Below are 20,773 nucleotides of genomic sequence, written 5' to 3' on the forward strand. Positions count from 1 at the left end.
TTGTGAGCATCGGGACCAGGAACGGTGATCCAGCTTGATTAATGTTTAGCAGTAAGAGCCCAAGAGCATGATAAACCATGAGCAAGAAGCCGAGATATTCGAACACCTGAACCAGGCGTCCAGTGCCAGGGGGTTTATTATCGCCATGGTGGATGTGTTCGATAACATGCTCGATCAGCTGATACAGAAGGTATTCCGCAAAGACGATTATGCTGTCAAATTCGCCGTTGAACCTCTACTCGGCAGCATGGGACCGCTGGCGGATTTGAACGTGCGCCTCAAGCTTATCTATGGCCTGGGGGTTATCGCGCAACCCCTGTATCAGGACATAGAGCAGCTGATCAAACTGCGCGACTTCCTCAACCGGCAAGGCCATGACTACCACATGATGGATCTGGAAATCACGGAAACCCTGCAGTCACTGCATATGGTCGCCAACATGGAGGTGCAACCCTTCTCCATGCCTGCACCTGCGGCAGATCTGGATCCCAATCTGCATCAGATGCAACTGGCCCGACAGGAACAGGTCATCCGCTCGGCCCTGATCCTGGCCGTGGCCGACGCCTGTAGTGAGATGATGAGAAGTAACCCCCTGTTTGCCGGCAGTTAAGACGACATCGCCTGCTCCACCCCCAGGCCGGCGCGTGCTCGGTCAAGCAATGCCGCTGCTCACCGAAGCCAATGCCCGCAACCTGGCCAACGCCTTACCGCACGATGAGCCCGATAACCGGGGGCCATGCATAAAAAATCACTCCCTTATCTTCGTTTGCCCCTTGCACCTTTGCGCTCAATCAGTATTGTGAGGTAGGAAATTTATTTACTCACTTCCAAGGGAAGGCACTTGATTATGAAAAAAGTAGGTCTGGTCGGCTGGCGCGGTATGGTTGGCTCGGTATTGATGAGCCGCATGGTAGAAGAAGGGGATTTCGCCCGTATCGATCCGGTGTTTTTCACTACATCCCAGGCTGGCCAGCCTGCCCCTGACTTCGGCAAAGACGCCGGCACCCTGCAGAACGCCTATGATATCGACGCCCTCAAGGCGCTGGATGTGGTCCTGACCTGCCAGGGCGGCGACTACACCAAGGAGGTCTATCCCAAGCTGCGTGCCGCCGGCTGGAACGGCTACTGGATCGACGCCGCCTCTGCCCTGCGCATGGACGACGAGGCACTGATCGTGCTGGATCCGGTCAACGGCAAGCAGATCCAGCAGGCGCTGGACAATGGCGTCAAGACCTTCGTCGGCGGCAACTGCACCGTCAGCCTGATGTTGATGGCCCTGGGCGGCCTGTTTGAGCAGGATCTGGTCGAGTGGGTGGCGGTGTCTACCTATCAGGCGGCCTCCGGTGGCGGAGCCCGCCATATGCGCGAACTGGTGACCCAGATGGGCATGCTGCGCGATGAAGTCGCCTCCGAACTGGCCGATCCCTCCTCCGCCATCCTTGAGCTGGAACGCAAGGTCACCGAGAAAACCCGTAGCGGCGAGCTGCCGGTCGACAACTTCGGGGTCCCCCTGGCCGGTAGCCTGATCCCCTGGATCGACTCCCAGCTGGAAAACGGCCAGAGCCGTGAAGAGTGGAAAGGCCAGGCCGAAACCAACAAGATCCTCGGCATCGAGCAGGCCATCCCGGTTGACGGCCTGTGCGTGCGCATCGGCGCCCTGCGCTGCCACAGCCAGTCGTTCACCATCAAGCTGAAGAAAGATCTGCCGATCAGTGACATCGAGCAACTGCTGGCCAGCCACAACGACTGGGTCAAGGTGATCCCCAACGATCGCCAGCTGTCGATGGAAGAGCTGACCCCGGCCGCGGTCACCGGCACCCTGAGCGTACCGGTCGGTCGTCTGCGCAAGCTGAACATGGGTCCCGAGTACCTGTCTGCCTTTACCGTGGGCGACCAGCTGCTGTGGGGTGCCGCCGAGCCCCTGCGCCGCATGCTGCACCTGCTGCCGTAAGCGCCATACCTGTTATGTTGAAAGCCCGCCACCCGGCGGGCTTTTTCGTGGCGGCTGGCCAATCCTAAACTTTGGGCCGGAAATCCAGAGACAACACTGCCACAAATTTTTGTTAACTTTGATGACAGCAAGAAATCGGACAAAGGGCACTGCTCCTCCGACACGCCGTAAACCCCTCCCTGGGGGCTCAGCCGCGCCATCCGTGGCGCGGATGGTCGGCTGAGCAGACACCCTTTGCCCTCCTCCGGGCAGCGGAGTCGCCTGATGATTCCTCCAACAGACAGCTCCGGGTCATGGAAGAGACAGCAGGGATTGCCTCAGCCGACCGTCACATGCCATGGACGGCATGTACCGAGCGTCACAGGGATGTGCTCGAAGCGTGTCGGAGGGAGGCAACCCTGCTGCCTCTTTATGCGCTATAGCCGATCAGCAGATTAGGTCTACACTGCCGATCATCCCACTTGTTCAATTTCTGTGCTCGGGTTAGGATCGCTCCCCTTTTTGCCGATCACGCCCAAGGAACGCCATGAAAACTTTTATTCCCAGCAAAGACGCCGCGCTAGAGGATTCAATTAGCTACTTCCAGCAACAACTGAGCGCCTTGGGCTTTAATATCGAAGAAGCCTCCTGGCTCAACCCGGTGCCCAATGTATGGTCTGTGCATATCCGCGACAAGGATTGCCCGCTGTGCTTCACCAACGGCAAGGGAGCCAGTAAGAAAGCCGCCCTGGCCTCGGCCCTGGGTGAATACTTCGAGCGGCTGGCCACCAACTATTTCTTCGCCGACTTCTACCTGGGTCAGGACATCGCCCGGGGCGACTTCGTGCACTATCCCAACGAAAAGTGGTTCCCGCTGACCCAGGACAACAGCCTGCCGGCCGGGCTGCTCGACGACTATACCCGCGGCTTTTACGATCCCGACGGCGAACTGACCGCCGATATGCTGATCGACCTGCAGTCGGGCAATGCCGAACGCGGCATCTGCGCCCTGCCCTTCGCGCGCCAGGACAACGGCCAGACCGTCTATATTCCCATGAACATAGTGGGCAACCTCTACGTATCCAACGGCATGAGCGCCGGCAACACCCGTACCGAGGCCCGCACCCAGGGGCTGTCGGAGGTATTCGAGCGCCATATCAAAAACCGCATCATCAGTGAGCGCATCAGCCTGCCGACCATTCCCGCCGAGGTCATGGCCCGTTATCCCCATATCCAGGAATCGATCGCGGCACTGGAAGCGGAAGGCTTCCCCATCCATGCCTTCGATGCCTCCCTGGGCGGCGAATATCCGGTGATCTGCGTGGTGTTGTTCAACCCGGCCAACGGGACCTGCTTCGCCTCGTTCGGCGCCCATCCCCGCTTTGAGGTGGCCCTGGAACGCACCGTCACCGAGCTGCTGCAGGGCCGTAGCCTGAAGGATCTGGACGTGTTCGTGCCGCCTTCTTTCGAAGACGACGAAGTGGCCGATCACCACAACCTGGAAACCCACTTCATCGACTCCTCGGGCCTGATCAGCTGGGACATGTTCAAGGAGCAGGCCGACTTTGAATTTGCCGACTGGGATTTCAGCGGCAGCTCAGAGCAGGAGTTCAGCCACCTGATGGCCATCTTCAACAAGCTGCAGCAGCCGGTGTATATCGCCGACTACGAGCACCTGGGTGTCTATGCCTGCCGCATCCTGGTGCCCGGCATGTCCGATATCTACCCGGTGGAAGACATGCTGCTGGCCAACAACAACATGGGTGCCCACCTGCGCGCCACCATCCTCAGCCTGCCCGGCTCGGATGCCGATGCCGAGCAGCTGATGGGCTTCTATGAGCAGTTGGAAGAGGAAGGCCTGGACGACTTTACCCGGGTCCGGGAGCTGATAGGCGTCGCACCCAACAAGGGCACCGCCTGGCATACCCTGCGGGTGGGCGAACTGAAAGGCATGCTGGCGCTGGCCGCCGGCGAGTTGGAAACCGCCCTGGATTATGCCGACTGGACCCTGAGCTTCAATGCCTCGGTCTTCACCGACGCCCGCCAGCGTTACTACCGCTGCCTGAAGGCTTCCCTGGAACTGCATCTGGACGACAGCCGGCAGCCGGAACAGTACAGGGCCGCCTTCGAAAGCATGTACGGCGCCGATACCGTCGCTCAGGCCTGGCAGCAGATTGCCGGTACGGCTCGTTTCCACGGCCTGACCGTCGCCGATGAAAGCCTGAAGGACTTTGCCGCCCACCAGGCGCTGCTGGCCACCTATGAAAAACTGCAAAAGGCCAAGCGCGCCGCCAAGCGCTAAAGGAAGTGCCCGGTAACCAACATGGTTGCCGGCATTGCCTCAAAGAACAGACCCCGGCCAGGCCGGGGTCTTGCTTTTTCAGTCCCTATTACCCGCCGTCAGCCGTCAGGATTTCTTATCCTGCAGCATTTGCTGCAGGCCGGCGGTATCAATGGCGCCCGGGATCAGGGTACCGTCGGCAAACACCAGAGCCGGCGTACCGTTCAACCCCAGGCCGCGAAACAGGGCCATATTCTGGTTGAGCTTGTCGGTAATGCCCTTGCTGTCGGCCCTGGCCTGCAAGGTATCCACATCCAGCCCGGCCTTGTCGGCAATGCTTTTCAGAGCCCCGGCCTGCACCCGCTGCTGGCTCATCATCACCTGATGTAATTCTTCATATTGCCTGGGAGATTCCTGAGCGGCTGCCAGTGCCAGGCGGGCAGCCTTCACCGAATCCGGCCCCAGAATACCGATATCCTTGACGATCACCTTTAGTTCCGGCTCGGTTTTCAGCACCTCCAGCAGGGTGGCATTGAGGCGCCGGCAGTAGGGACAGTTGTAGTCGGTAAAATACACCATCTCGATGCTGCCCTTGGGATTGCCCATGACACCATCCGTCTTGCTGGCAAACAGCAGCTTTGACTGCTCACGAACCTGGGCCTCGAACTGCTTTTGCTGGGCCAGTCGGTCATTTTCTTCCAGTTTTATGATGGCTTCACGCAGTATTTCGGGCTGCTCAAGCAAGGTTTCCCTGACCAGCTTCTGGAACTCTTCCCTGCTCATCTCGGCCTGGGCCGTCGGTGCAACAGACAGCATCAACAGGGGAGCAAGGGATAACAGCAGTCGTTTCTTCATAGGGTTCTCGCTTTCAGTAGAGTGTGATCTCAGTAACAGACAGGCTCAGCTGCAAAAAGTGCTCATCCGCATTACTTATTCAGATAGTCCCGATCATAAAAAGTACAGACCCACTGGGGACGGAATACAACCAGCAGGGTCAGCGCCATGCCATTGAGCAGGGCTTCGGGAAACAGCAATAGGGGTAGTATGCTCAGATAATTATCGACTACCGTATTCCAGCTATAGATACCAGCATCGGCAATATAAACGGCAAAGGCAATGCTTTTCACGGCAATTGCCAGCGCACCATTGAAAAAACCGGCAACAAAAATATACACAAACAGATGGCGGGTTAAGTAGCTGTAGCTCAACAAAAACACGAAATAGCTGGTGGAGATGGGTAATATCACCCCCAGCATCAGATTCATCCCAAAATGCGCCCAGCCCTCGAAACCGAACAGAGTCACCAGCAACAGGCTGAGCAGCGCCATAAACTGGCTCATACGCCAGCCCAGCATCAGGGCAAGCGTGGTCAATCCCAGGAAGTGAAACTCCAGCCCCTCCTTGATACCCGCCTGCAACATCCACAGCGGCACCAGGGCGATGGCACTGCCGAAGCACAGATGCTGATAAGACTTGTCGCTTAGCAACCGGGACCAGTTAGCTCCCCGGCCGGCCAATACCAGTATGCCCAGATTCAGCAACCACAGGATCAATGCGGACTCCTTTTTATCATGACTATGGCCTTCCATACTCTTGGGACGAGCGTCGGCTCGAGCGCCTTGTCATGGAAGTCCTCCATCCGCAGAATTTCTGACATCCCGGACGAACACCAGCGAGATATTCTGAAAAATCAGAACGCGCCCCTTTGAGCTGTAAAAAATACTCATGCACATCATAAGCTTAAACAAAAATAACAGCTCATTAACCCTTGGCATCAAAAGTGCATAGTTATGGATGCACTCTCATAACCAAGGAATTACACCAATGAAGGTAATCAAACAATTCTTGCTCGGCACCACCCTCGCCCTGTCGGTCACCAGCGCCCAGGCCGCAGAATTTATCAATGTACTCACCGGCGGCACCAGTGGCGTCTACTACCCGCTAGGCGTGGCTATTTCCCAGCTCTATGGTGAGCATATCCCCGATGCCAGGGTCCAGGTACAGGCTACCCGCGCTTCCGGCGAAAATCTTAACCTGTTGCAGAAAGAACGGGGCGAAATCGGTTTTGCCCTGGCCGACAGTGTCGCCGATGCCTGGAACGGCATCGAGGAAGCCGGCTTCAAGGTGCCGCTAAAAAAACTCAGGGCGGTCGGTTCCACCTACTCCAACTACATCCAGATAGTAGCCCGGGCCGACAGCGGCATTAAAACCCTGGCAGATCTGAAAGGCAAACGCATTTCGGTGGGTGCCCCCAGCTCGGGTACCGAACTCAATGCCCGCGCCATCTTCAAGGCTGCCGGCATCGGCTACGATGATTTCTCACGCACCGAATACCTGCCCTTCGGCGAGTCGGTCGAACTAATGAAGAACCGTCAGCTGGACGCCACCCTGCAATCCGCCGGCCTTGGCATGGCCGCCTTCCGCGATCTTGCCTCCCATGCGCCTGTGGTTTTTATCCCGATTCCCGCCGAGCTGGTGGCCAAAATCGGTAACGATGCCTACCGGGCCAGCCAGATCCCGGCCGGTACCTATACCGGTCAGGATGAAACTGTCCCCACCGTCGCCATCAGCAATCTGCTGATCACCCATAGCAAGGTCAGTGACGATGTCGCCTACCAGATGGCCAGACAGGTCTATGAAAACCTGCCGGCACTGCGTAATGCCCACAATGCCGCCGACGGCATCGACCCCGAGCTGGCCCTCGAGGGGCTGCCCCTGCCGCTGCACCCCGGTGCCGAACGTTACTTCAAGGAAAAAGGCCTGATCAACTAACCAGTCCGGGCCCGGCCGGGAAAATACCGGGCCCGCCCACCCAAAACGAGTTAACCGTTCAACACGGCAGTCTTCATTGATGAATGACTGAGGAGATAAAAATGAGCAGTACCGGTACCCGGCCCCATGCACTGATCTTTTACGGTGCCCTGGCCTTTTCCCTCTTCCAGATTATCACCGCCGCCTTCAGCCCGCTCTCTACCACTGTGGTGCGGGCCATTCACGTCGGCTTCCTGCTGTTTCTGGTCTACCAGCTGTACGGTGCCCGCGGTCAGTCGCTGTCCCGACCTTCCATCTGGGGTTCACTGCTCGGCGGCGTCGCCCTGCTGTTCGCCGGATATCACTGGTGGTTTGAGGCGGAGCTGATTTATCGCGCCGGCGAGATGAACCAGGCTGACTGGCTGATCGGCGGCGTCACCCTGTTGATGGTATTCGATGCTGCCCGCCGGCTGATGGGCTGGGCCCTGCCGTTGATTTGCCTGATCTTTGTCGGCTACGCCCTGGGCGGGCAGCACCTGCCCGACGCCCTGATGCACAGAGGCTATGGCCTGGATCAGCTGGTGTCCCAGCTGGCGTTCAGCACCGAAGGCATCTACGGTACCCCGACCTATGTGTCTTCCAGCTATATCTTCCTGTTTATCCTGTTCGGTGCCTTCCTTGAACAAGCGGGTATGCTCAAACTGTTCAACGATGTGGCCATCGGTTCGGTAGGACACACCCGTGGCGGCCCTGCCAAGGTATCCGTGCTGTCTTCCGGCATGATGGGCACCATCAACGGCTCTGGGGTGGCCAATGTGGTCAGCACCGGTCAATTCACTATCCCGCTGATGAAAAAATTCGGCTACAAGGCCGACTTCGCCGGGGCGGTGGAAGCCACCAGCTCTATGGGTGGCCAGATCATGCCGCCGGTGATGGGTGCCGTGGCTTTTATCATGGCCGAAACCATCAATGTCCCGTATGTGGACATCACCAAGGCCGCGCTAATCCCGGCCGTACTGTATTTCTTTACCGTGTTCCTGATGGTGCACCTGGAAGCCGGCCGTGCCGGCCTCAATGGCCTGCCCAAGGCCGAATGCCCCAACCCGCTGGCCGCCCTCAGGCAACGCTGGTACCTGCTGCTGCCGCTGGTGGCCCTGGTGGTGATGCTATTCTCCGGTTTTACCCCGCTATTCGCCGGTATGATGGGCCTGGCGCTAACCACAGTGCTGATCATGGCCAATGGCGTAGCCACTCACCTGGGTGCCAGGGGCTTGCGCTACGGCTTCTGGATTGCCCTGGGTCTGGCCTGTGCCACCTTCAACCAGTTCGGCATTACCGCCATCTTCGTGGTGGTCGCCGTACTGGCGGTGCTGTTGTTGGTCAAGCGTGAACAGGACATTCTCGGCACCGTGGTCAATGCCCTCTATCAGGGTGCCCTGCATGCCCTGCCGGTGGGGGTAGCCTGTGCCCTGGTGGGCATCATTATCGGAGTCATTTCCCTGACCGGTGCCGCTACCATTGTTGCCGGCTATATTATCCAGCTGGGTGAGCACAGCCTGCTGCTGTCGCTGGTGCTGACCATGTTTACCTGCCTGGTGCTGGGCATGGGCATTCCTACCATCCCCAACTACATCATCACCAGCTCGATCGCCGCTCCGGCCCTGCTGGAGCTGGGCGTGCCGCTGATCGTCTCCCATATGTTCGTGTTCTATTTCGGTATCATGGCCGATCTGACGCCACCGGTGGCACTGGCCGCGTTCGCCGCCTCGCCTATCGCCAAGGCCTCCGGCCTGAAAATCGGCATCCGCTCGCTGCAGATCGCCATTGCCGGTTTTATCGTGCCCTATATGGCGGTCTATAGTCCCGAACTGATGTTACAGGGTGATGCCGGCACCCTGGCCACCCTTTTCGTGGTATTCAAGGCCCTGCTGGCTGTATCCCTGTGGGGCATGGGCGCCATCGGCTTCTGGCTGAACCCGCTGGCCTGGTGGGAGCGTATGACCATGATCGCCGCCGCCGCCCTGCTGGTGTTCTCGCTGCCGATGACCGACGAAGTGGGCCTGATACTGTCCGCCCTGCTGCTGGGCCGCCACTGGCTGCACAACCGTCGTCGGCAGAAGCTGGCGGTAGCCTGATGCTGTGCCTCGGTACGGCAACGGCCAAGGTGGTGCTGGTAACCGCCGGCTTCACCCTCAGCTGGATGCATTCGGTCGAGAAGATAACATGGCAAGAGCATTACCGGTTGGACAACCAGGGGTTGCTGCTCACCGAGGCCCGGGTACAAGGGTCGGGGGCCGGCATGGAGCCGCCCCCCGAGGCGCGCCTGCAGGATGGTGCCTGGTATTGGCAGCCCAATATCCGCCTGCCGCAGGTAGTCCTTGCCGATTCTGAATTTACCGCCGATTATACCCTGTGCCTGGACTCGGGCCTGTGCCGCCCGCTCAGCCACTGGCTGCCGGCCGGGCAAGGCGTAACCCTCAGTGCCTGTACCCACACGGAGGTCAACTGAATATCAAAGTAAAAACGCGCCTGTCAGGCCTGCTGTTGCTGCTGTTTGCCCTTGTACTGGTGGGGATCTGGCGCAGCAGCTGGCAACGCCTGGCCACAGAGCAGGAGCTGCAGGCCCAGCAGCAACTGCTGCTCTACCGCACCACGCTGGAGGCGGAAATTGCCCGTTTCGAGAATATTCCCCGCGTGCTGCAATCACACCCCGTGCTACTGGCCGCCCTGGCGAAACCGGAAGATCCCGACAGGATAACCCAGGCCAACCTGCTGCTTGAACGGATAGGTCGGGAAACCGGTGCCGAAACCCTGTACCTGATGGATGCCGGTGGCTTCGCCCTGGCGACCGGCAACTGGAATACCCCGACCTCCTTTATTGGCCAGAACTACCGCTACCGCCCCTACTTCAAGGACGCATTACAAGGCAGCTTCGGTGAATTTTATGGGGTGGGAGCCACCACCGGCGTACCCGGTTATTTCTTCGGCCTGCCGCTGGGCTCCCCCAACAGTCCCAGTGGTGTGCTGGCGGTCAAGATCAGCCTGCTGGCCCTCGAGCACAGCTGGCAGCCGAGTCGGGAGCTGCTGATGGTGGTCGACTCGGACCAGGTAGTCGCCCTGGCCTCTCGCCCGGAATTGAAGTTCAAGACCCTGGCCCCTTTGACCACGGAAGCGCGCGAGCGGTTGGCCACCACCCGCCAGTATGTGCCCATGCGGCTGGAACCACTGGAGCTCGGCATCGAAGGCCGGCAACGGCAATGGCAGGGCCATCGCTACCTGGTCAGTGAATTGCCACTGGCTCGGCTGGGCTGGCGCTTGCAGCTCTGGTGGCCCAGCGCGCCCCTGTATGCCCATGCCAACCTGGTGACCGCCACCCTGGGCTTCAGCCTGGTTACCCTGCTATCGCTGCTGCTCTACTGGCGCCAACGCAGACGTTATATCCGGGTGCAGTTAAAGGCCAAGGGCGAGCTGGAACACAAGGTGATGGAGAGGACCGCCGCCCTGGCCGCCAGCAACCGTCAACTAGAGTGGCAGGTGCAGGAACGTATCCAGGCCGAGGCCAGGCTCAGATCCATGCAACATGAGCTGATCCAGAGCAACCGGCTGGCGGCCCTGGGACAGATGGCGGCCAGCGTTGCCCATGAAGTCAACCAGCCGCTGACCGCGTTAAAAAACCAGTCGGCCAATACCCTGATGCTGGCCCGGCGAGCCATGTACCCCCAGGTGGAGGAAAGCCTGCAGACCATGGGACGGCTGGTGGATCGCATGGCCCGGCTCACCTCCCAGCTGAAGCTGTTTGCCGCCACCCGTCGCACCACCGCCGGCCGGGCCCGGCCGCAGCACGCCCTGAACAATGTCCTGAGCTGGCTGCAACCCAAACTGGACGAGCAGGGTGTGGAACTGCACCACCGGCTGGATCCGGAGCTGAACCTGCCGATGGAGTTGCACGCGCTGGAGCAGGTGCTGGCCAACCTGATCGGCAACAGCCTGGATGCCCTGGCGGGCAAGGATGGGGGGCTCATCGGCCTGGAAGCCGGCCCGCAGCGACTGACATTATGGGACAATGGCCCCGGTATTGATGCCGCCCTGATCGACAAGGTGACCGAGCCCTTCTTCTCCACCAAGCAGCTGGGACAAGGGTTGGGATTGGGCCTGGCCATAGCGCGGGACCTGGTGGAAGCCAGTGACGCCCGGCTGGTCATTCGCCAGCATGAGGGTGGCGGTGTCGAATTTATCATTGGATGGACGGATGAACAGCATAGAGATTGAAGTCTGGCTGGTGGAAGACGACGACGATGTCCGCCAGACCCTGTTACAGACCCTGCAACTGTCGGATATCAAGGCCCGCGGCTTTGCCCGGGCCGAGCAGGCGCTGCAGGCCCTGGGCCAGGGGGCGCCTGTGGTCCTGTTGAGCGACGTACGCCTGCCGGGTATGGATGGCCTGGCCCTGCTGCAAAACGTGCAGCAACAGGATCCGGAACTGCCCGTGTTGCTGCTCACCGGCCACGGCGATATCCCCATGGCGGTGACCGCCATGCGCCTCGGCGCCCAGGACTTTTTTGAAAAACCCTATGAACCGGAGCAGTTGCTGCGCAGCCTGCACCGAGCCATGGACAGGCGCGCGCTGGTGCTGGAGAACCGGCTGTTGAGGCAACGGCTGGCCGAAAAGAACAACGCCGGTTTGCTGCTCGGCCATGACCCGCAAATCGAACAGCTGCGCCGCCAGATCGACAATATTGCCGACACCAGTGCCAGCGTGCTGATCCTGGGAGAAACCGGCACGGGCAAGGAGATGGTGGCCCGCAGCCTGCATCAGGGCAGCGGACGCAAGGGCCACTTTGTAGCGGTCAACTGTACTGCTCTGCCCGAATCTATTTTCGAAAGCGAGATGTTCGGCGCCGAGGCCGGCGCCTTTACCGGGGTGACCAAACGACGGCTCGGCAAAGTGGAGCATGCCGACGGCGGCACCCTGTTTCTCGATGAGATCGAGGGTATGCCCCTCAACCTGCAGGCTAAAATGCTACGGGTATTGCAGGAATCGGCGCTGGAGCGGTTGGGTGGCAACAAGCTGATCCCGGTGGATGCCCGCCTGGTGGCCGCCACCAAGGTGGACCTGAAGGCCGCCGGTGAGGCCGGCCTGTTCCGGCCCGATCTCTATTACCGCCTGAATGTGATCACCCTCACACTCCCGCCACTGCGCGAGCGCCGGGCCGATATTCCCCTGTTGTTCCTGCATTTTGTCGAGCAGGCCAAAGGACAATATAACCGGGATGTACCACCGCCCGGCGACGGCCTGTTACAAGGGCTGGTATCCCGGGACTGGCCGGGCAATGTGCGGGAGCTGCGCCATCACGCAGAACAATATGTACTGGGGGTACTGACCGAACCCGGCTCCGGTCAAAACCTTTCCCTCCCCCTGCAGCTGGCCCGGATGGAACAGCAGCTGATCAACAATGCCATGGTCCGGGCCGGAGGCAATGTGGCCCTGGCCGCCGAGCGACTGGGGATCCCCAGGAAAACCCTGTACGACAAGCTGGCTAAATATAAATAATTATTGCCATATGATTAAATAACTCTTTCCCGACAAGCACAAATCATTGTTACTGAGGGCTTGGCTGTTAAGACTTAACTTGATTGGCACTCAAGCGGCGTCATTCCTGGCGCCAACGGCCTGCTTATCGTTTATTTCCCCCTGTCCGAGCGCGGTTAAATAAAACGGGATTTGGTCATTTTCCTGGCTTAAATTCTTTTCCCCCCTCAACCATCAATCCAGCAGTCAGCTGCTATGCTTGGAGAAAATAACACCCCCAACAACTTTAAAGGCCAGGACGGCCGATATACTTCGGGTGAAGCAATGTCATCGCTTAAAAAGGTGCCCCGACTATCCTGTGATAGTTTTTCATACGGAGCTATCACACTGTTGCTGCTGACGGTTGCCCTGTTCAGCTGGTTTTCCAGCCAGTATTGGCTAAATCAGAGGATCCATCTGTTGTTGCAGGATTTGCAGCAACAAAGCCAGCTGGTGGCCATGGCCGCCTCCCGCGAATTACAAAATCATACCCGTACCGTAGAGAATATTGCGGTGGCACTGGCAGGCTTGTCCAGTACCCAGCAACTGCTACGCAATCCAAGAATGACCAGCCGATTCAATGAAGATCTACAACACTACTCCCAGGCATTTGGATTGGAGGATATCTGGCTGGTCGATGGCCATGGCAAGGTCTTTGCCTATGGCAATCGACTCCCCAGCTCTGTCAACCAGGCTCTGCCCCTGCCCCCCGGCAAGCTGACGGCGATATTAAAAGACGGTAGCGTGCACCGGTTTGCGTTGGATCCCGACACCGGCAAGCCGGCTTTTTACTATGCCTTCCCTCTGACCCGGCAAAAAAGGATAGTGGCCGCCCTGATCATCAAGACCAGCCCGAACGAAATGACCAACCTGGTGCTGCATATCAATACCCTGGTCACGGACAGCGACGGGGTTATCCTGCTGGCCGATAAACCGGAATGGATGCTTCATCCCCTCACCCCTCTCCTTCGGAAGCAACCGCAGGATACCTTGTTCCCCCTGTTGCAGGGCACCAGCCCCCTGTTACCGGATATACAGTTATTTGGACCGCAACGGCTGCCCATAGTGCAGTACCAGGCCGAACAGCCGGAAGCGGATTATCGGGTTCATGCCATCGCCGATGCCCAGCCGGTATACACCCTGGCAGAGAACAAGGATCGCCTGTCCGGCCTGGTGGCCGTGGGCGTGACCGGCTCCTTGTGGGGACTGATCCTGACGGTGCTGACCCTCAAGCGCAACAAGAAATACCGCGCAACCATGAGCCGCGCCAACGACGAGCTGGTACGCCTCAATCAACAGTTGAAATCATTGGCGACCACCGACTTCCTGACCTACTGCCCCAACCGGCGGTCCGCCGAAACCCGGCTGCAGCAGGAGCTGGCCAACGCGCGTCGTTACGGCAGCCCACTCTGTATCCTGACCCAGGATCTGGATTATTTTAAACATATCAATGACCAGTACGGCCATGATGTGGGCGATCAGGTACTGCAGCACTTTGCCAAACACATCCGTGAGGCCATCCGGGATACGGATCTGTTCGCCCGCACCGGTGGTGAAGAGTTTCTGCTTATCCTGCCGCAAACCACACTGCAGCAGGCGCTGCCGCTCACCCAGCGGCTGCTTGACAATATCTCGGCCACGCCGCTGTATCTGGTCGACAAGACCGTCTCCATCAGCTTCAGCGGCGGCCTGATCCAGGCCCATGAAGACGAAACCATGAATGAATTGCTGGCCAGGGCCGACCGGGCCCTGTACAGCGCCAAGGAGGCCGGCCGCTGCCGGATCCATACGGAGTAGCCGCTCAGCATAAAACCGCCCAAAAGCGGCATGAGGCGGCCGGGAGGAAGCCTGGTCTCAGTCCTTAACCAGGCTGTAGGTCATTTTATTGAGGGTAGCGGTTACCGCCAGCTGGCGGTTTTCTTCGTGGCTTATCTGCACCAGCAGATAGTCAAGCTCCGGCGCCACCCAGAAGCGGGTCTTGCGCTTGCTGTCACCTCGGTCTCGTTCGACAATCAGGGTATCGTAAGTACCGATCCCGGTTTTAACGGCCTCTTTCCCCACCACATTGAACCTGGTCCACTTGATTTCCTCATCCCGTACCACGGGGTAATTCAGGCTTTGCTTGCCGGCGATCAGATCGCAACGGGCTTCGAAGAAGAAGCTGACCGGATCAAGGGCGCCTTCTTTGGTCGACAATAGCTTGTTGCCGTCTTTCCCCTGGGATAACACCATATGGGTTTGCTTATCGAACACCAGCCGTTCTTCCCGGGTAACACCGACGGCCTTCGCCCTGTAATTGAAGGTATCCGGTCGGGCACTACAGTCCTGCCAGCCAAAACTGGCCTTCTGCTCAACATCCAGCAACCAGTGGGACAGGGAAAAATTCACATGATACTGGTCTTTATTGCGGTCGATGACCAGGGTGTTGACTCCGCGGGTCTGGTCGCCATTCAGGTTCACCGAAAACTCGGCATTCAATCGGTCAATATCTGCACCATGGGCGGTGCCCGCCGCCAGTCCCAACAGGATAGCCAAACTTTTTTTCAACATATTTACCTCTTAACCAGTGTGTGCCGGGCAACAGCAGCGATCCCTGGCCGACAGCATTGCATTGGAGAACACTTCGATTTCGGATTGGACAGCGGGATTTGTCAGTTGTTCGGCAACACCATCCGTTTACCGGATGGCCGCTTTCATTCACCGCATGATCACGAAATGCGCCCGTTGCGGTTCTCACCATGGGAGTTAGGCCCTATCATAGCAAGATAACGGCGAGAACCGATCATTGCCCTCCTCAAGATAAACAGCACAAGGATCAGACACCCCCATGGAGACTGGCTACAGCATTATTATTGCCGATGACCATCCGCTGTTTCGCAATGCCCTGCACCAGGCCGTGCAACTGGCCGTTGCGGGAGTCCAGCTGCACGAGGTTGACAGCATCGACAACCTGATGCGGTTGCTGACCGAAGTGACCGATGTGGATCTGTTGCTGCTGGATCTGAAAATGCCCGGCGCCAGCGGCTTCTCAGGCCTGGCGCAGTTGCGCAATCAATATCCGGGACTGCCGGTAGTGGTGGTATCCGCCAGTGAAGAACCGGCTGTTGTGCAGCAGGCTATGCGCTTCGGCGCCATGGGATTTATACCCAAATCGGCCCCCATGCCGACCCTGGTCGGGGCCCTCAACAGCATATTGGCCGGGGATCCCTGGTGGCCCGAAGGGATAAACCTGGAAGAGGATGCCGGAGATGATCTGGTGGAGCGCCTGGCCAGCCTCACTCCCCAGCAATACAAGGTGTTGACCATGCTCTCGGAAGGCAAGCTCAACAAGCAGATCGCCTACGAACTGGAGGTGTCCGAGGCGACCGTCAAGGCTCATGTCACCGCCATCTTTCGTAAGCTGGGGGTCCAAAATCGTACCCAGGCGGTGATCGCCCTGTCTCAGCTGGACAGTGGGGCTCTCTGACTGGGACAGGCCCATGTCCTGCCTCTGCTCACACCAGCAGGTGCTGCAGCAGGGCCCTCAGCTTGAGCGGTTTGACCGGTTTGCTCAGGTAGCCCAGGTCCAGCTGTTGCAGCTGGGCCAGCAACTCCGGCTGGCGATCCGCACTGATAATCGCCGCCGGTATGTCACCCAGTTCCCGACGCAGCATATTCACCGCGGCAACGCCGGTTTCCCCCTCATCCAGATGATAATCTGACAGAATAACCTGCGGCATAAAGCCCTGTCGGCAGCGCTCGCGGGCCTGCTCACCGTTGGCCGCCAGGGTCAGCTCACAACCCCAGCGTTCCAGCAGGCTGGCCATGGCCGCCAGTATGTCCGCCTCATTATCGATGCATAGCACCCTGACCCCGGCCAGCAGCCCGGCCGGGACCGGCGGTCGCACGGCCCCCGCCGCCTGCATCCGTGCCGGGGCCTCGGCCCTCGGCAGGATCACACAAAACCCCGAGCCCTTGCCTTCGACCGAATGGACATCCAGGGTATGGCCCAGGATACCCGCCAGGCCCTTGGCGATAGCCAATCCCAGGCCCAGCCCCTGCTGATGGTTCCTAGCCCCATGTTCCAGTCGCAGGAACTCGTCAAAGATCACCCCCAGCTTGTCCGCCGCAATCCCGGGACCATTGTCCCAGACCTCGATGCGCACCTGCTCTCCCTGACGGCGAGCCCCCAGCAGGATGCGTCCCCCGGGGTTATAACGCAGTGCATTGGTCAGAAAATTCTGCAGGATACGACGCAGCAACCGCGGGTCGCTGTGCACATACAGTCGGCTGCGAACGGCCTCGAATCGGCCCCCCTCCTGCTCGGCCAGCGCCCCGAACTCCGCCTGCAAGGTATCGAACAAGCCATTGAGCGCAAAGACGGTCGGCCTGGCGGTCAGCTTGCCTGACTCCAGCCGGGAGATGTCCAACAGATCGGAAATCAACTCCTCCGCCGCACTCAGGGAGCGATCAATATGGCCGGCCAGCCGCCGGCTTTCTTCATCACCCGAGGTTTCCAGCCAGGAAGAGGCAAACAACTTGGCGGCATTGAGCGGCTGCATCAGATCATGACTCACCGCCGCCAGGAAACGACTCTTTGAGGCATTGGCTCGTTCGGCCTGACGTGTCGCCGCCAGCAGTTGCTGATTTACCGTCGACAGCTCGTGGGTACGCTCGACCACCCTGGCCTCCAATACCTCGTTGGCGTCTTTCAGCAACTTTTCGGCCTGCCGGAAAGTGGTAATATCGTTGAAGGTCATGACGAAACCGCCACCGGGCATGGGATTGCCCTGCATTTCGATCACCCGGCCATCGGGCCGGGTTCGGGAAGAAACATGAGCCGTGCCGGCTCGCATATGGGCGACCCGCTTGTCCACATGCTGCTGTACCGTACCCGGACCGCAGAGGCCGCGCTCCGCATTATAGCGGATGATATCGGCAATCGGCCTGCCCGCCTGGATAAGGCCGGGAGGGTAATGAAACAGCTCAATATAGCGCTGGTTCCAGGCCACCAGCCGCAGGTCCTTGTCGACCACGGAAATACCCGGGCCGATATGCTCTATCGCCCCCTGCAACAGACCGCGATTGAAGCGAAAGACATCGCCGGCCTCATCGACGATGGCCACCAGCTCATCCAGCTCCATGGAATGTCCCTGCAGGGCCGAGGCCAGCACCAGGCGGGCGGAAGAAGCCCCGAAGACCCCGGCCAGCACCCGTTCCGCATGACGGATCAAGCCGGGAGGTGCCTGCATGCCGGCATCCAGGCTGCCTTGCTCGGCGGCGTAACGGGAAAAGGCCCGTTTTACCCGTACCTCGCCGGCAAAGCGGGAGGCCAGCTGCTCCAGCTCCCGGACCGTGACTCTGGCCCGATACAGGTCCCCCTCGTCCCGGGCCTGTCGTCCGGCAAAGGCTGCGGCCTGAAAGCGTTCGCTGACGGTGGTAAGCGACAGCCAGGAACCCAGCAGATAACCGGCCAGATTCACCAGCAGGCTGAGCAATATGCCCCAGGTGACATGGCTCATGTCGGCCAGGGCCCCCCAGGCAGGGGGTGTCAGCATGCGCAGCAGGAAGTTGCTGTCGGCATCACCGGCAAACATGCCGGTGCCCGCCATCAGGTTGAGCAGCCACATCAGCATGCCCAGGCTCAGCCCCCAGTAGGCGCCACGCCGGTTACCGCCACGCCAGAGCAGACCCAGCACCAGGGGCGGGGCAAACTGGGCGATGGCGGCAAAGCTCAGGTAGCCGATACGGGACAGGCTGTTGATCTCACCCAGCCAGAGGAACACCAGCCAACCGGTCAGCATGATCACGACGATGGCGGATCTCCGGACATTGAGCAGCAGCTCGGCGAAGTCCTTGAACTCACCGCCCTGCAACTGGCGGCGGCGCAGGATCATCGGCAGCGCCAGATCGTTGCTGACCATGATCGCCAGGGCAATGGTGGAGATAATCACCATGGCAGTAGCCGCCGAAGCGCCACCGATAAACGCCAGCACCGCCAGCAACTGACTGTCGAAGGCCAACGGCAGGCTGATCACATAGGTATCCGGAGCCGTGTCGGCAGGCAGCCACTGCTGACCGGCCAGGGCCAGGGGAAGCACGAAAATCCCCATCAGGAACAGATATATGGGAAAGATCCGTCGAGCCCAGTGCAAGTCTGCCGGATCATGGTGCTCCACCACCGTCACATGGAACTGACGGGGCAGACAGATGACGGCACTCATGGATACCAGGGTATAGACTCCCATATCCAGCAGGTTGGCGCTGCTGACCCCTGTCAGGCGGCCGATAAAGTCCTGGGCTATCATCACCCGCTGCTGGTTGGGGTAGGCCAGGATCAGCCAGCTGGCAAAGGCTCCGATGGTGATAAAGGCAACCAGCTTGACCACCGACTCCACCCCAATCGCCACTATCACTCCCCGCTGGTGTTCGGTGGCATCGATATGACGGGTACCGAACAGCAGAATAAACAGGGTCAACAGCAGGGTCACCATAAAGGCGACCTGATCCGCATCGTGGCTGCCGCCGACGATGTCGGGCGCCACCATATTCAGCCCCAGCAAGATGGCTTTGAGCTGCAGGGCGATATAGGGCAGGACGCCGATCACCGCGATCAGGGTGATGTAGGCCGCCAGCCGCTGGGACTTGCCATAACGGGCGGCAATGAAATCGGCGATGGAGGTAATGTGTTCCCGTTTGGCAACATCAATCAGCCGAGCCACAAAAGAGCCGAACAGAGTGAAAACCAGTATCGGCCCCAGATAGATGGCGAAGTAGGGCCAGGGATCCGAACTGGCCTGGCCGACGGTACCGAAAAAGCTCCAGGAGGTGCAGTAGATGGCCAGCGACAGGCTGTACAGCAAGGGCCGCAGGCGCCGGGACGAGGCACCCAGCTTGATCCTGTCCCCCAACCAGGCACAGATAAACAGCAGTGCCAGATAAGCCAGGGAAATATTGATCACGGTCCAGCCCTGCATCAGGCCTCCTGGGCGGCCGGCCCGGGCCTGGACCAGAGCAGCCAGAACACCGGCAGCACCGCCAGCCCCATCAGCCAGAAGGTCTGGCCGGCCAGCATCGGAAACAGCTGGCCACAGAGCACCAGCAGCAGGGCTAGCGATAAGCCCTGGGGAATGGCCGCGTACAGCGCCTGGGTGCCAATAATGGCCCTGTCATCCAGCTCCCGGGTAATAAAGCGCACCGCCCCCAGATGACTCAGGCAGAAGGTGCCCGCATGCAGGAGCTGAGCAAGTATCATCCACCCCAGCTCGGTAGTGGCGCCCATGATGCCCCAGCGCACCAACGCACATAACCCCCCGGCTAGCATTAGCTGGCGGGCGGAAAAACGGGTCAGCCACTTTTTATCCATCAGGAAGGCACAGATCTCCGCCAATACCCCCAGCCCCCACAGGTAGCCGATCAGGGTGGTGCTGTAGCCCTGTTGCTGCCAGTAGAGGGCGCTGAATCCATAGTAGAAGGCATGGCTGCCCTGCAACAACGAGGTGATCAGCAGGAACCGCGGCAGGCCGGGGCGCTTCAGGGTTTGCAGGATGGAATCCCCGCGCCGCCCTCGCTGGGTATCCATCGGCGCCGGCGACATCGGCAACAGGCACAGGCCGAAGATCAACACCGACGCCAGTACCATGGTATGCAATACCCACTGGGGGCCGTAGCTGCTGCTGAGCATGCCCACCAGCAGGTTGGCGCCAATAAAGGCCGCCGATCCCCACAGCCGCGCCCTGCCGTAATCCAGCCGCACCTGCACGATCAGCCGGCTGGCGGTCGCCTCGCTGACCGGGATCAGGGCAGTATAGAAAAGATTAACCAGGATCATCAGCACCAGCAGGCCCAGGCTGGATTGCCAGCCGTAGAAGGCGGCGAAGGACACCAGGCTGAGCAGCGCCAACCAGCGCAGGGCCGGCAGCAGATGGGCCGCCTCCCGGATCCGGCTCATGATGACCAGGTTGCCGGCGCAGCGCACCGCCATACCCAGTCCCAGCAAGAGGCCGATAAATCCCGCTTCGGCCCCGACACTGCTCAGCCAGAGTGACCAGAAAGGTAAAAATATGCCATAGCTGAAATAATAAGTGGCAAAGAACAGGGAAAGCCAAAAAGCTGGAACCATATGTTGTACTGGGTAATAAAATGATGCGGGATATGATAATAACTTTATATGAAAATTACTGTTACTCATGGCGCATAAAGGCGAACCCGCTCGGCGGTGCGGGCCTGCCCGATGGCGACCACCTATGGTGAAACGGCACCC

At 59.6% G+C, this 20,773-nt stretch carries 15 protein-coding genes; 10 read left to right on the plus strand and 5 right to left on the minus strand.

Annotation, left to right across the window (positions count from 1 at the left end; all coding sequences use genetic code 11):
* The first annotated feature begins 67 nt into the window (after nucleotides 1-67).
* The 3 genes from DCS96_RS09530 to ycaO all read left to right on the plus strand — a co-directional run bounded on the left by DCS96_RS09530 (nucleotide 68) and on the right by ycaO (nucleotide 4,232).
* Nucleotides 68-610: an MltR family transcriptional regulator gene (locus tag DCS96_RS09530; RefSeq protein ID WP_116474043.1), complete on the plus strand. Its 543-nt coding sequence runs from the start codon at nucleotides 68-70 to the stop codon at nucleotides 608-610.
* A gap of 237 nt (nucleotides 611-847) precedes the next feature.
* A complete protein-coding gene (gene asd, locus DCS96_RS09535; protein ID WP_116474044.1) occupies nucleotides 848-1,951 on the plus strand; it encodes an aspartate-semialdehyde dehydrogenase in 1,104 nt (367 codons plus the stop codon).
* Nucleotides 1,952-2,477: 526 nt separating this feature from the next.
* On the plus strand, nucleotides 2,478-4,232 hold the full coding sequence (ycaO, locus tag DCS96_RS09540; protein ID WP_116474045.1) for a 30S ribosomal protein S12 methylthiotransferase accessory factor YcaO: 1,755 nt from the start codon (nucleotides 2,478-2,480) through the stop codon (nucleotides 4,230-4,232).
* A 105-nt stretch (nucleotides 4,233-4,337) separates the two neighbouring features.
* On the opposite strand, the gene DCS96_RS09545 is transcribed toward ycaO, so the two are convergent.
* Both DCS96_RS09545 and DCS96_RS09550 read right to left on the minus strand, forming a co-directional pair.
* Nucleotides 4,338-5,066, minus strand: a complete 729-nt coding sequence (locus DCS96_RS09545) for a DsbA family protein (protein WP_116474046.1) — start codon at nucleotides 5,064-5,066, stop codon at nucleotides 4,338-4,340.
* 71 nt (nucleotides 5,067-5,137) lie between these two features.
* The gene (locus DCS96_RS09550) at nucleotides 5,138-5,800 is read right to left on the minus strand and encodes an energy-coupling factor ABC transporter permease (protein WP_198649979.1); all 663 of its coding nucleotides are present in this window, start codon (nucleotides 5,798-5,800) and stop codon (nucleotides 5,138-5,140) included.
* A gap of 235 nt (nucleotides 5,801-6,035) precedes the next feature.
* Between DCS96_RS09550 and DCS96_RS09555 the strand changes: the two genes are divergently transcribed.
* The 6 genes from DCS96_RS09555 to DCS96_RS09580 all read left to right on the plus strand — a co-directional run bounded on the left by DCS96_RS09555 (nucleotide 6,036) and on the right by DCS96_RS09580 (nucleotide 14,328).
* Nucleotides 6,036-6,983, plus strand: coding sequence for a TAXI family TRAP transporter solute-binding subunit (locus DCS96_RS09555; RefSeq protein ID WP_116474048.1), 948 nt, complete (start codon nucleotides 6,036-6,038; stop codon nucleotides 6,981-6,983).
* Between the two features lie 101 nt (nucleotides 6,984-7,084).
* Nucleotides 7,085-9,097: a TRAP transporter permease gene (locus tag DCS96_RS09560; RefSeq protein WP_198649980.1), complete on the plus strand. Its 2,013-nt coding sequence runs from the start codon at nucleotides 7,085-7,087 to the stop codon at nucleotides 9,095-9,097.
* Nucleotides 9,097-9,471, plus strand: coding sequence for a DUF1850 domain-containing protein (locus DCS96_RS09565; protein WP_116474590.1), 375 nt, complete (start codon nucleotides 9,097-9,099; stop codon nucleotides 9,469-9,471). Before DCS96_RS09560 ends, DCS96_RS09565 begins: the two co-directional genes overlap by 1 nt.
* A 35-nt stretch (nucleotides 9,472-9,506) precedes the next feature.
* On the plus strand, nucleotides 9,507-11,231 hold the full coding sequence (locus DCS96_RS09570) for a sensor histidine kinase (protein WP_232818217.1): 1,725 nt from the start codon (nucleotides 9,507-9,509) through the stop codon (nucleotides 11,229-11,231).
* On the plus strand, nucleotides 11,212-12,513 hold the full coding sequence (locus DCS96_RS09575; RefSeq protein ID WP_116474050.1) for a sigma-54-dependent transcriptional regulator: 1,302 nt from the start codon (nucleotides 11,212-11,214) through the stop codon (nucleotides 12,511-12,513). Before DCS96_RS09570 ends, DCS96_RS09575 begins: the two co-directional genes overlap by 20 nt.
* A gap of 369 nt (nucleotides 12,514-12,882) precedes the next feature.
* Complete coding sequence (locus DCS96_RS09580) at nucleotides 12,883-14,328, plus strand: sensor domain-containing diguanylate cyclase (protein WP_157953613.1); 1,446 nt, start codon at nucleotides 12,883-12,885, stop codon at nucleotides 14,326-14,328.
* A 57-nt stretch (nucleotides 14,329-14,385) separates the two neighbouring features.
* Here the strand turns inward: DCS96_RS09580 and DCS96_RS09585 are convergent, their stop codons facing one another.
* A complete protein-coding gene (locus DCS96_RS09585; protein WP_116474052.1) occupies nucleotides 14,386-15,081 on the minus strand; it encodes a DUF3108 domain-containing protein in 696 nt (231 codons plus the stop codon).
* A 277-nt stretch (nucleotides 15,082-15,358) separates the two neighbouring features.
* Between DCS96_RS09585 and DCS96_RS09590 the strand changes: the two genes are divergently transcribed.
* Entirely contained in the window at nucleotides 15,359-15,997 is a 639-nt protein-coding gene (locus DCS96_RS09590; RefSeq protein WP_116474053.1) for a response regulator transcription factor, read from the plus strand.
* 28 nt (nucleotides 15,998-16,025) lie between these two features.
* Here the strand turns inward: DCS96_RS09590 and DCS96_RS09595 are convergent, their stop codons facing one another.
* The gene (locus tag DCS96_RS09595; RefSeq protein ID WP_116474054.1) at nucleotides 16,026-19,490 is read right to left on the minus strand and encodes a hybrid sensor histidine kinase/response regulator; all 3,465 of its coding nucleotides are present in this window, start codon (nucleotides 19,488-19,490) and stop codon (nucleotides 16,026-16,028) included.
* The gene (locus DCS96_RS09600) at nucleotides 19,487-20,632 is read right to left on the minus strand and encodes a 3-phenylpropionate MFS transporter (RefSeq protein WP_116474055.1); all 1,146 of its coding nucleotides are present in this window, start codon (nucleotides 20,630-20,632) and stop codon (nucleotides 19,487-19,489) included. Before DCS96_RS09600 ends, DCS96_RS09595 begins: the two co-directional genes overlap by 4 nt.
* Nucleotides 20,633-20,773 lie beyond the last annotated feature (141 nt).

Source organism: Zobellella maritima (assembly GCF_003075035.1).
GTDB classification, from domain to species: Bacteria; Pseudomonadota; Gammaproteobacteria; order Enterobacterales; family Aeromonadaceae; genus Oceanimonas; species Oceanimonas maritima.

Bases quoted from the DNA above. Each gene is read 5' to 3' on its own strand.
- DCS96_RS09530 (WP_116474043.1), top strand. From the start codon at position 68: ATGATAAACCATGAGCAAGAAGCCGAGATATTCGAACACCTGAACCAG.
- asd (WP_116474044.1), top strand. From the start codon at position 848: ATGAAAAAAGTAGGTCTGGTCGGCTGGCGCGGTATGGTTGGCTCGGTA.
- ycaO (WP_116474045.1), top strand. From the start codon at position 2,478: ATGAAAACTTTTATTCCCAGCAAAGACGCCGCGCTAGAGGATTCAATT.
- DCS96_RS09545 (WP_116474046.1), bottom strand. From the start codon at position 5,066: ATGAAGAAACGACTGCTGTTATCCCTTGCTCCCCTGTTGATGCTGTCT.
- DCS96_RS09550 (WP_198649979.1), bottom strand. From the start codon at position 5,800: ATGGAAGGCCATAGTCATGATAAAAAGGAGTCCGCATTGATCCTGTGG.
- DCS96_RS09555 (WP_116474048.1), top strand. From the start codon at position 6,036: ATGAAGGTAATCAAACAATTCTTGCTCGGCACCACCCTCGCCCTGTCG.
- DCS96_RS09560 (WP_198649980.1), top strand. From the start codon at position 7,085: ATGAGCAGTACCGGTACCCGGCCCCATGCACTGATCTTTTACGGTGCC.
- DCS96_RS09565 (WP_116474590.1), top strand. From the start codon at position 9,097: ATGCTGTGCCTCGGTACGGCAACGGCCAAGGTGGTGCTGGTAACCGCC.
- DCS96_RS09575 (WP_116474050.1), top strand. From the start codon at position 11,212: ATGAACAGCATAGAGATTGAAGTCTGGCTGGTGGAAGACGACGACGAT.
- DCS96_RS09585 (WP_116474052.1), bottom strand. From the start codon at position 15,081: ATGTTGAAAAAAAGTTTGGCTATCCTGTTGGGACTGGCGGCGGGCACC.
- DCS96_RS09590 (WP_116474053.1), top strand. From the start codon at position 15,359: ATGGAGACTGGCTACAGCATTATTATTGCCGATGACCATCCGCTGTTT.
- DCS96_RS09600 (WP_116474055.1), bottom strand. From the start codon at position 20,632: ATGGTTCCAGCTTTTTGGCTTTCCCTGTTCTTTGCCACTTATTATTTC.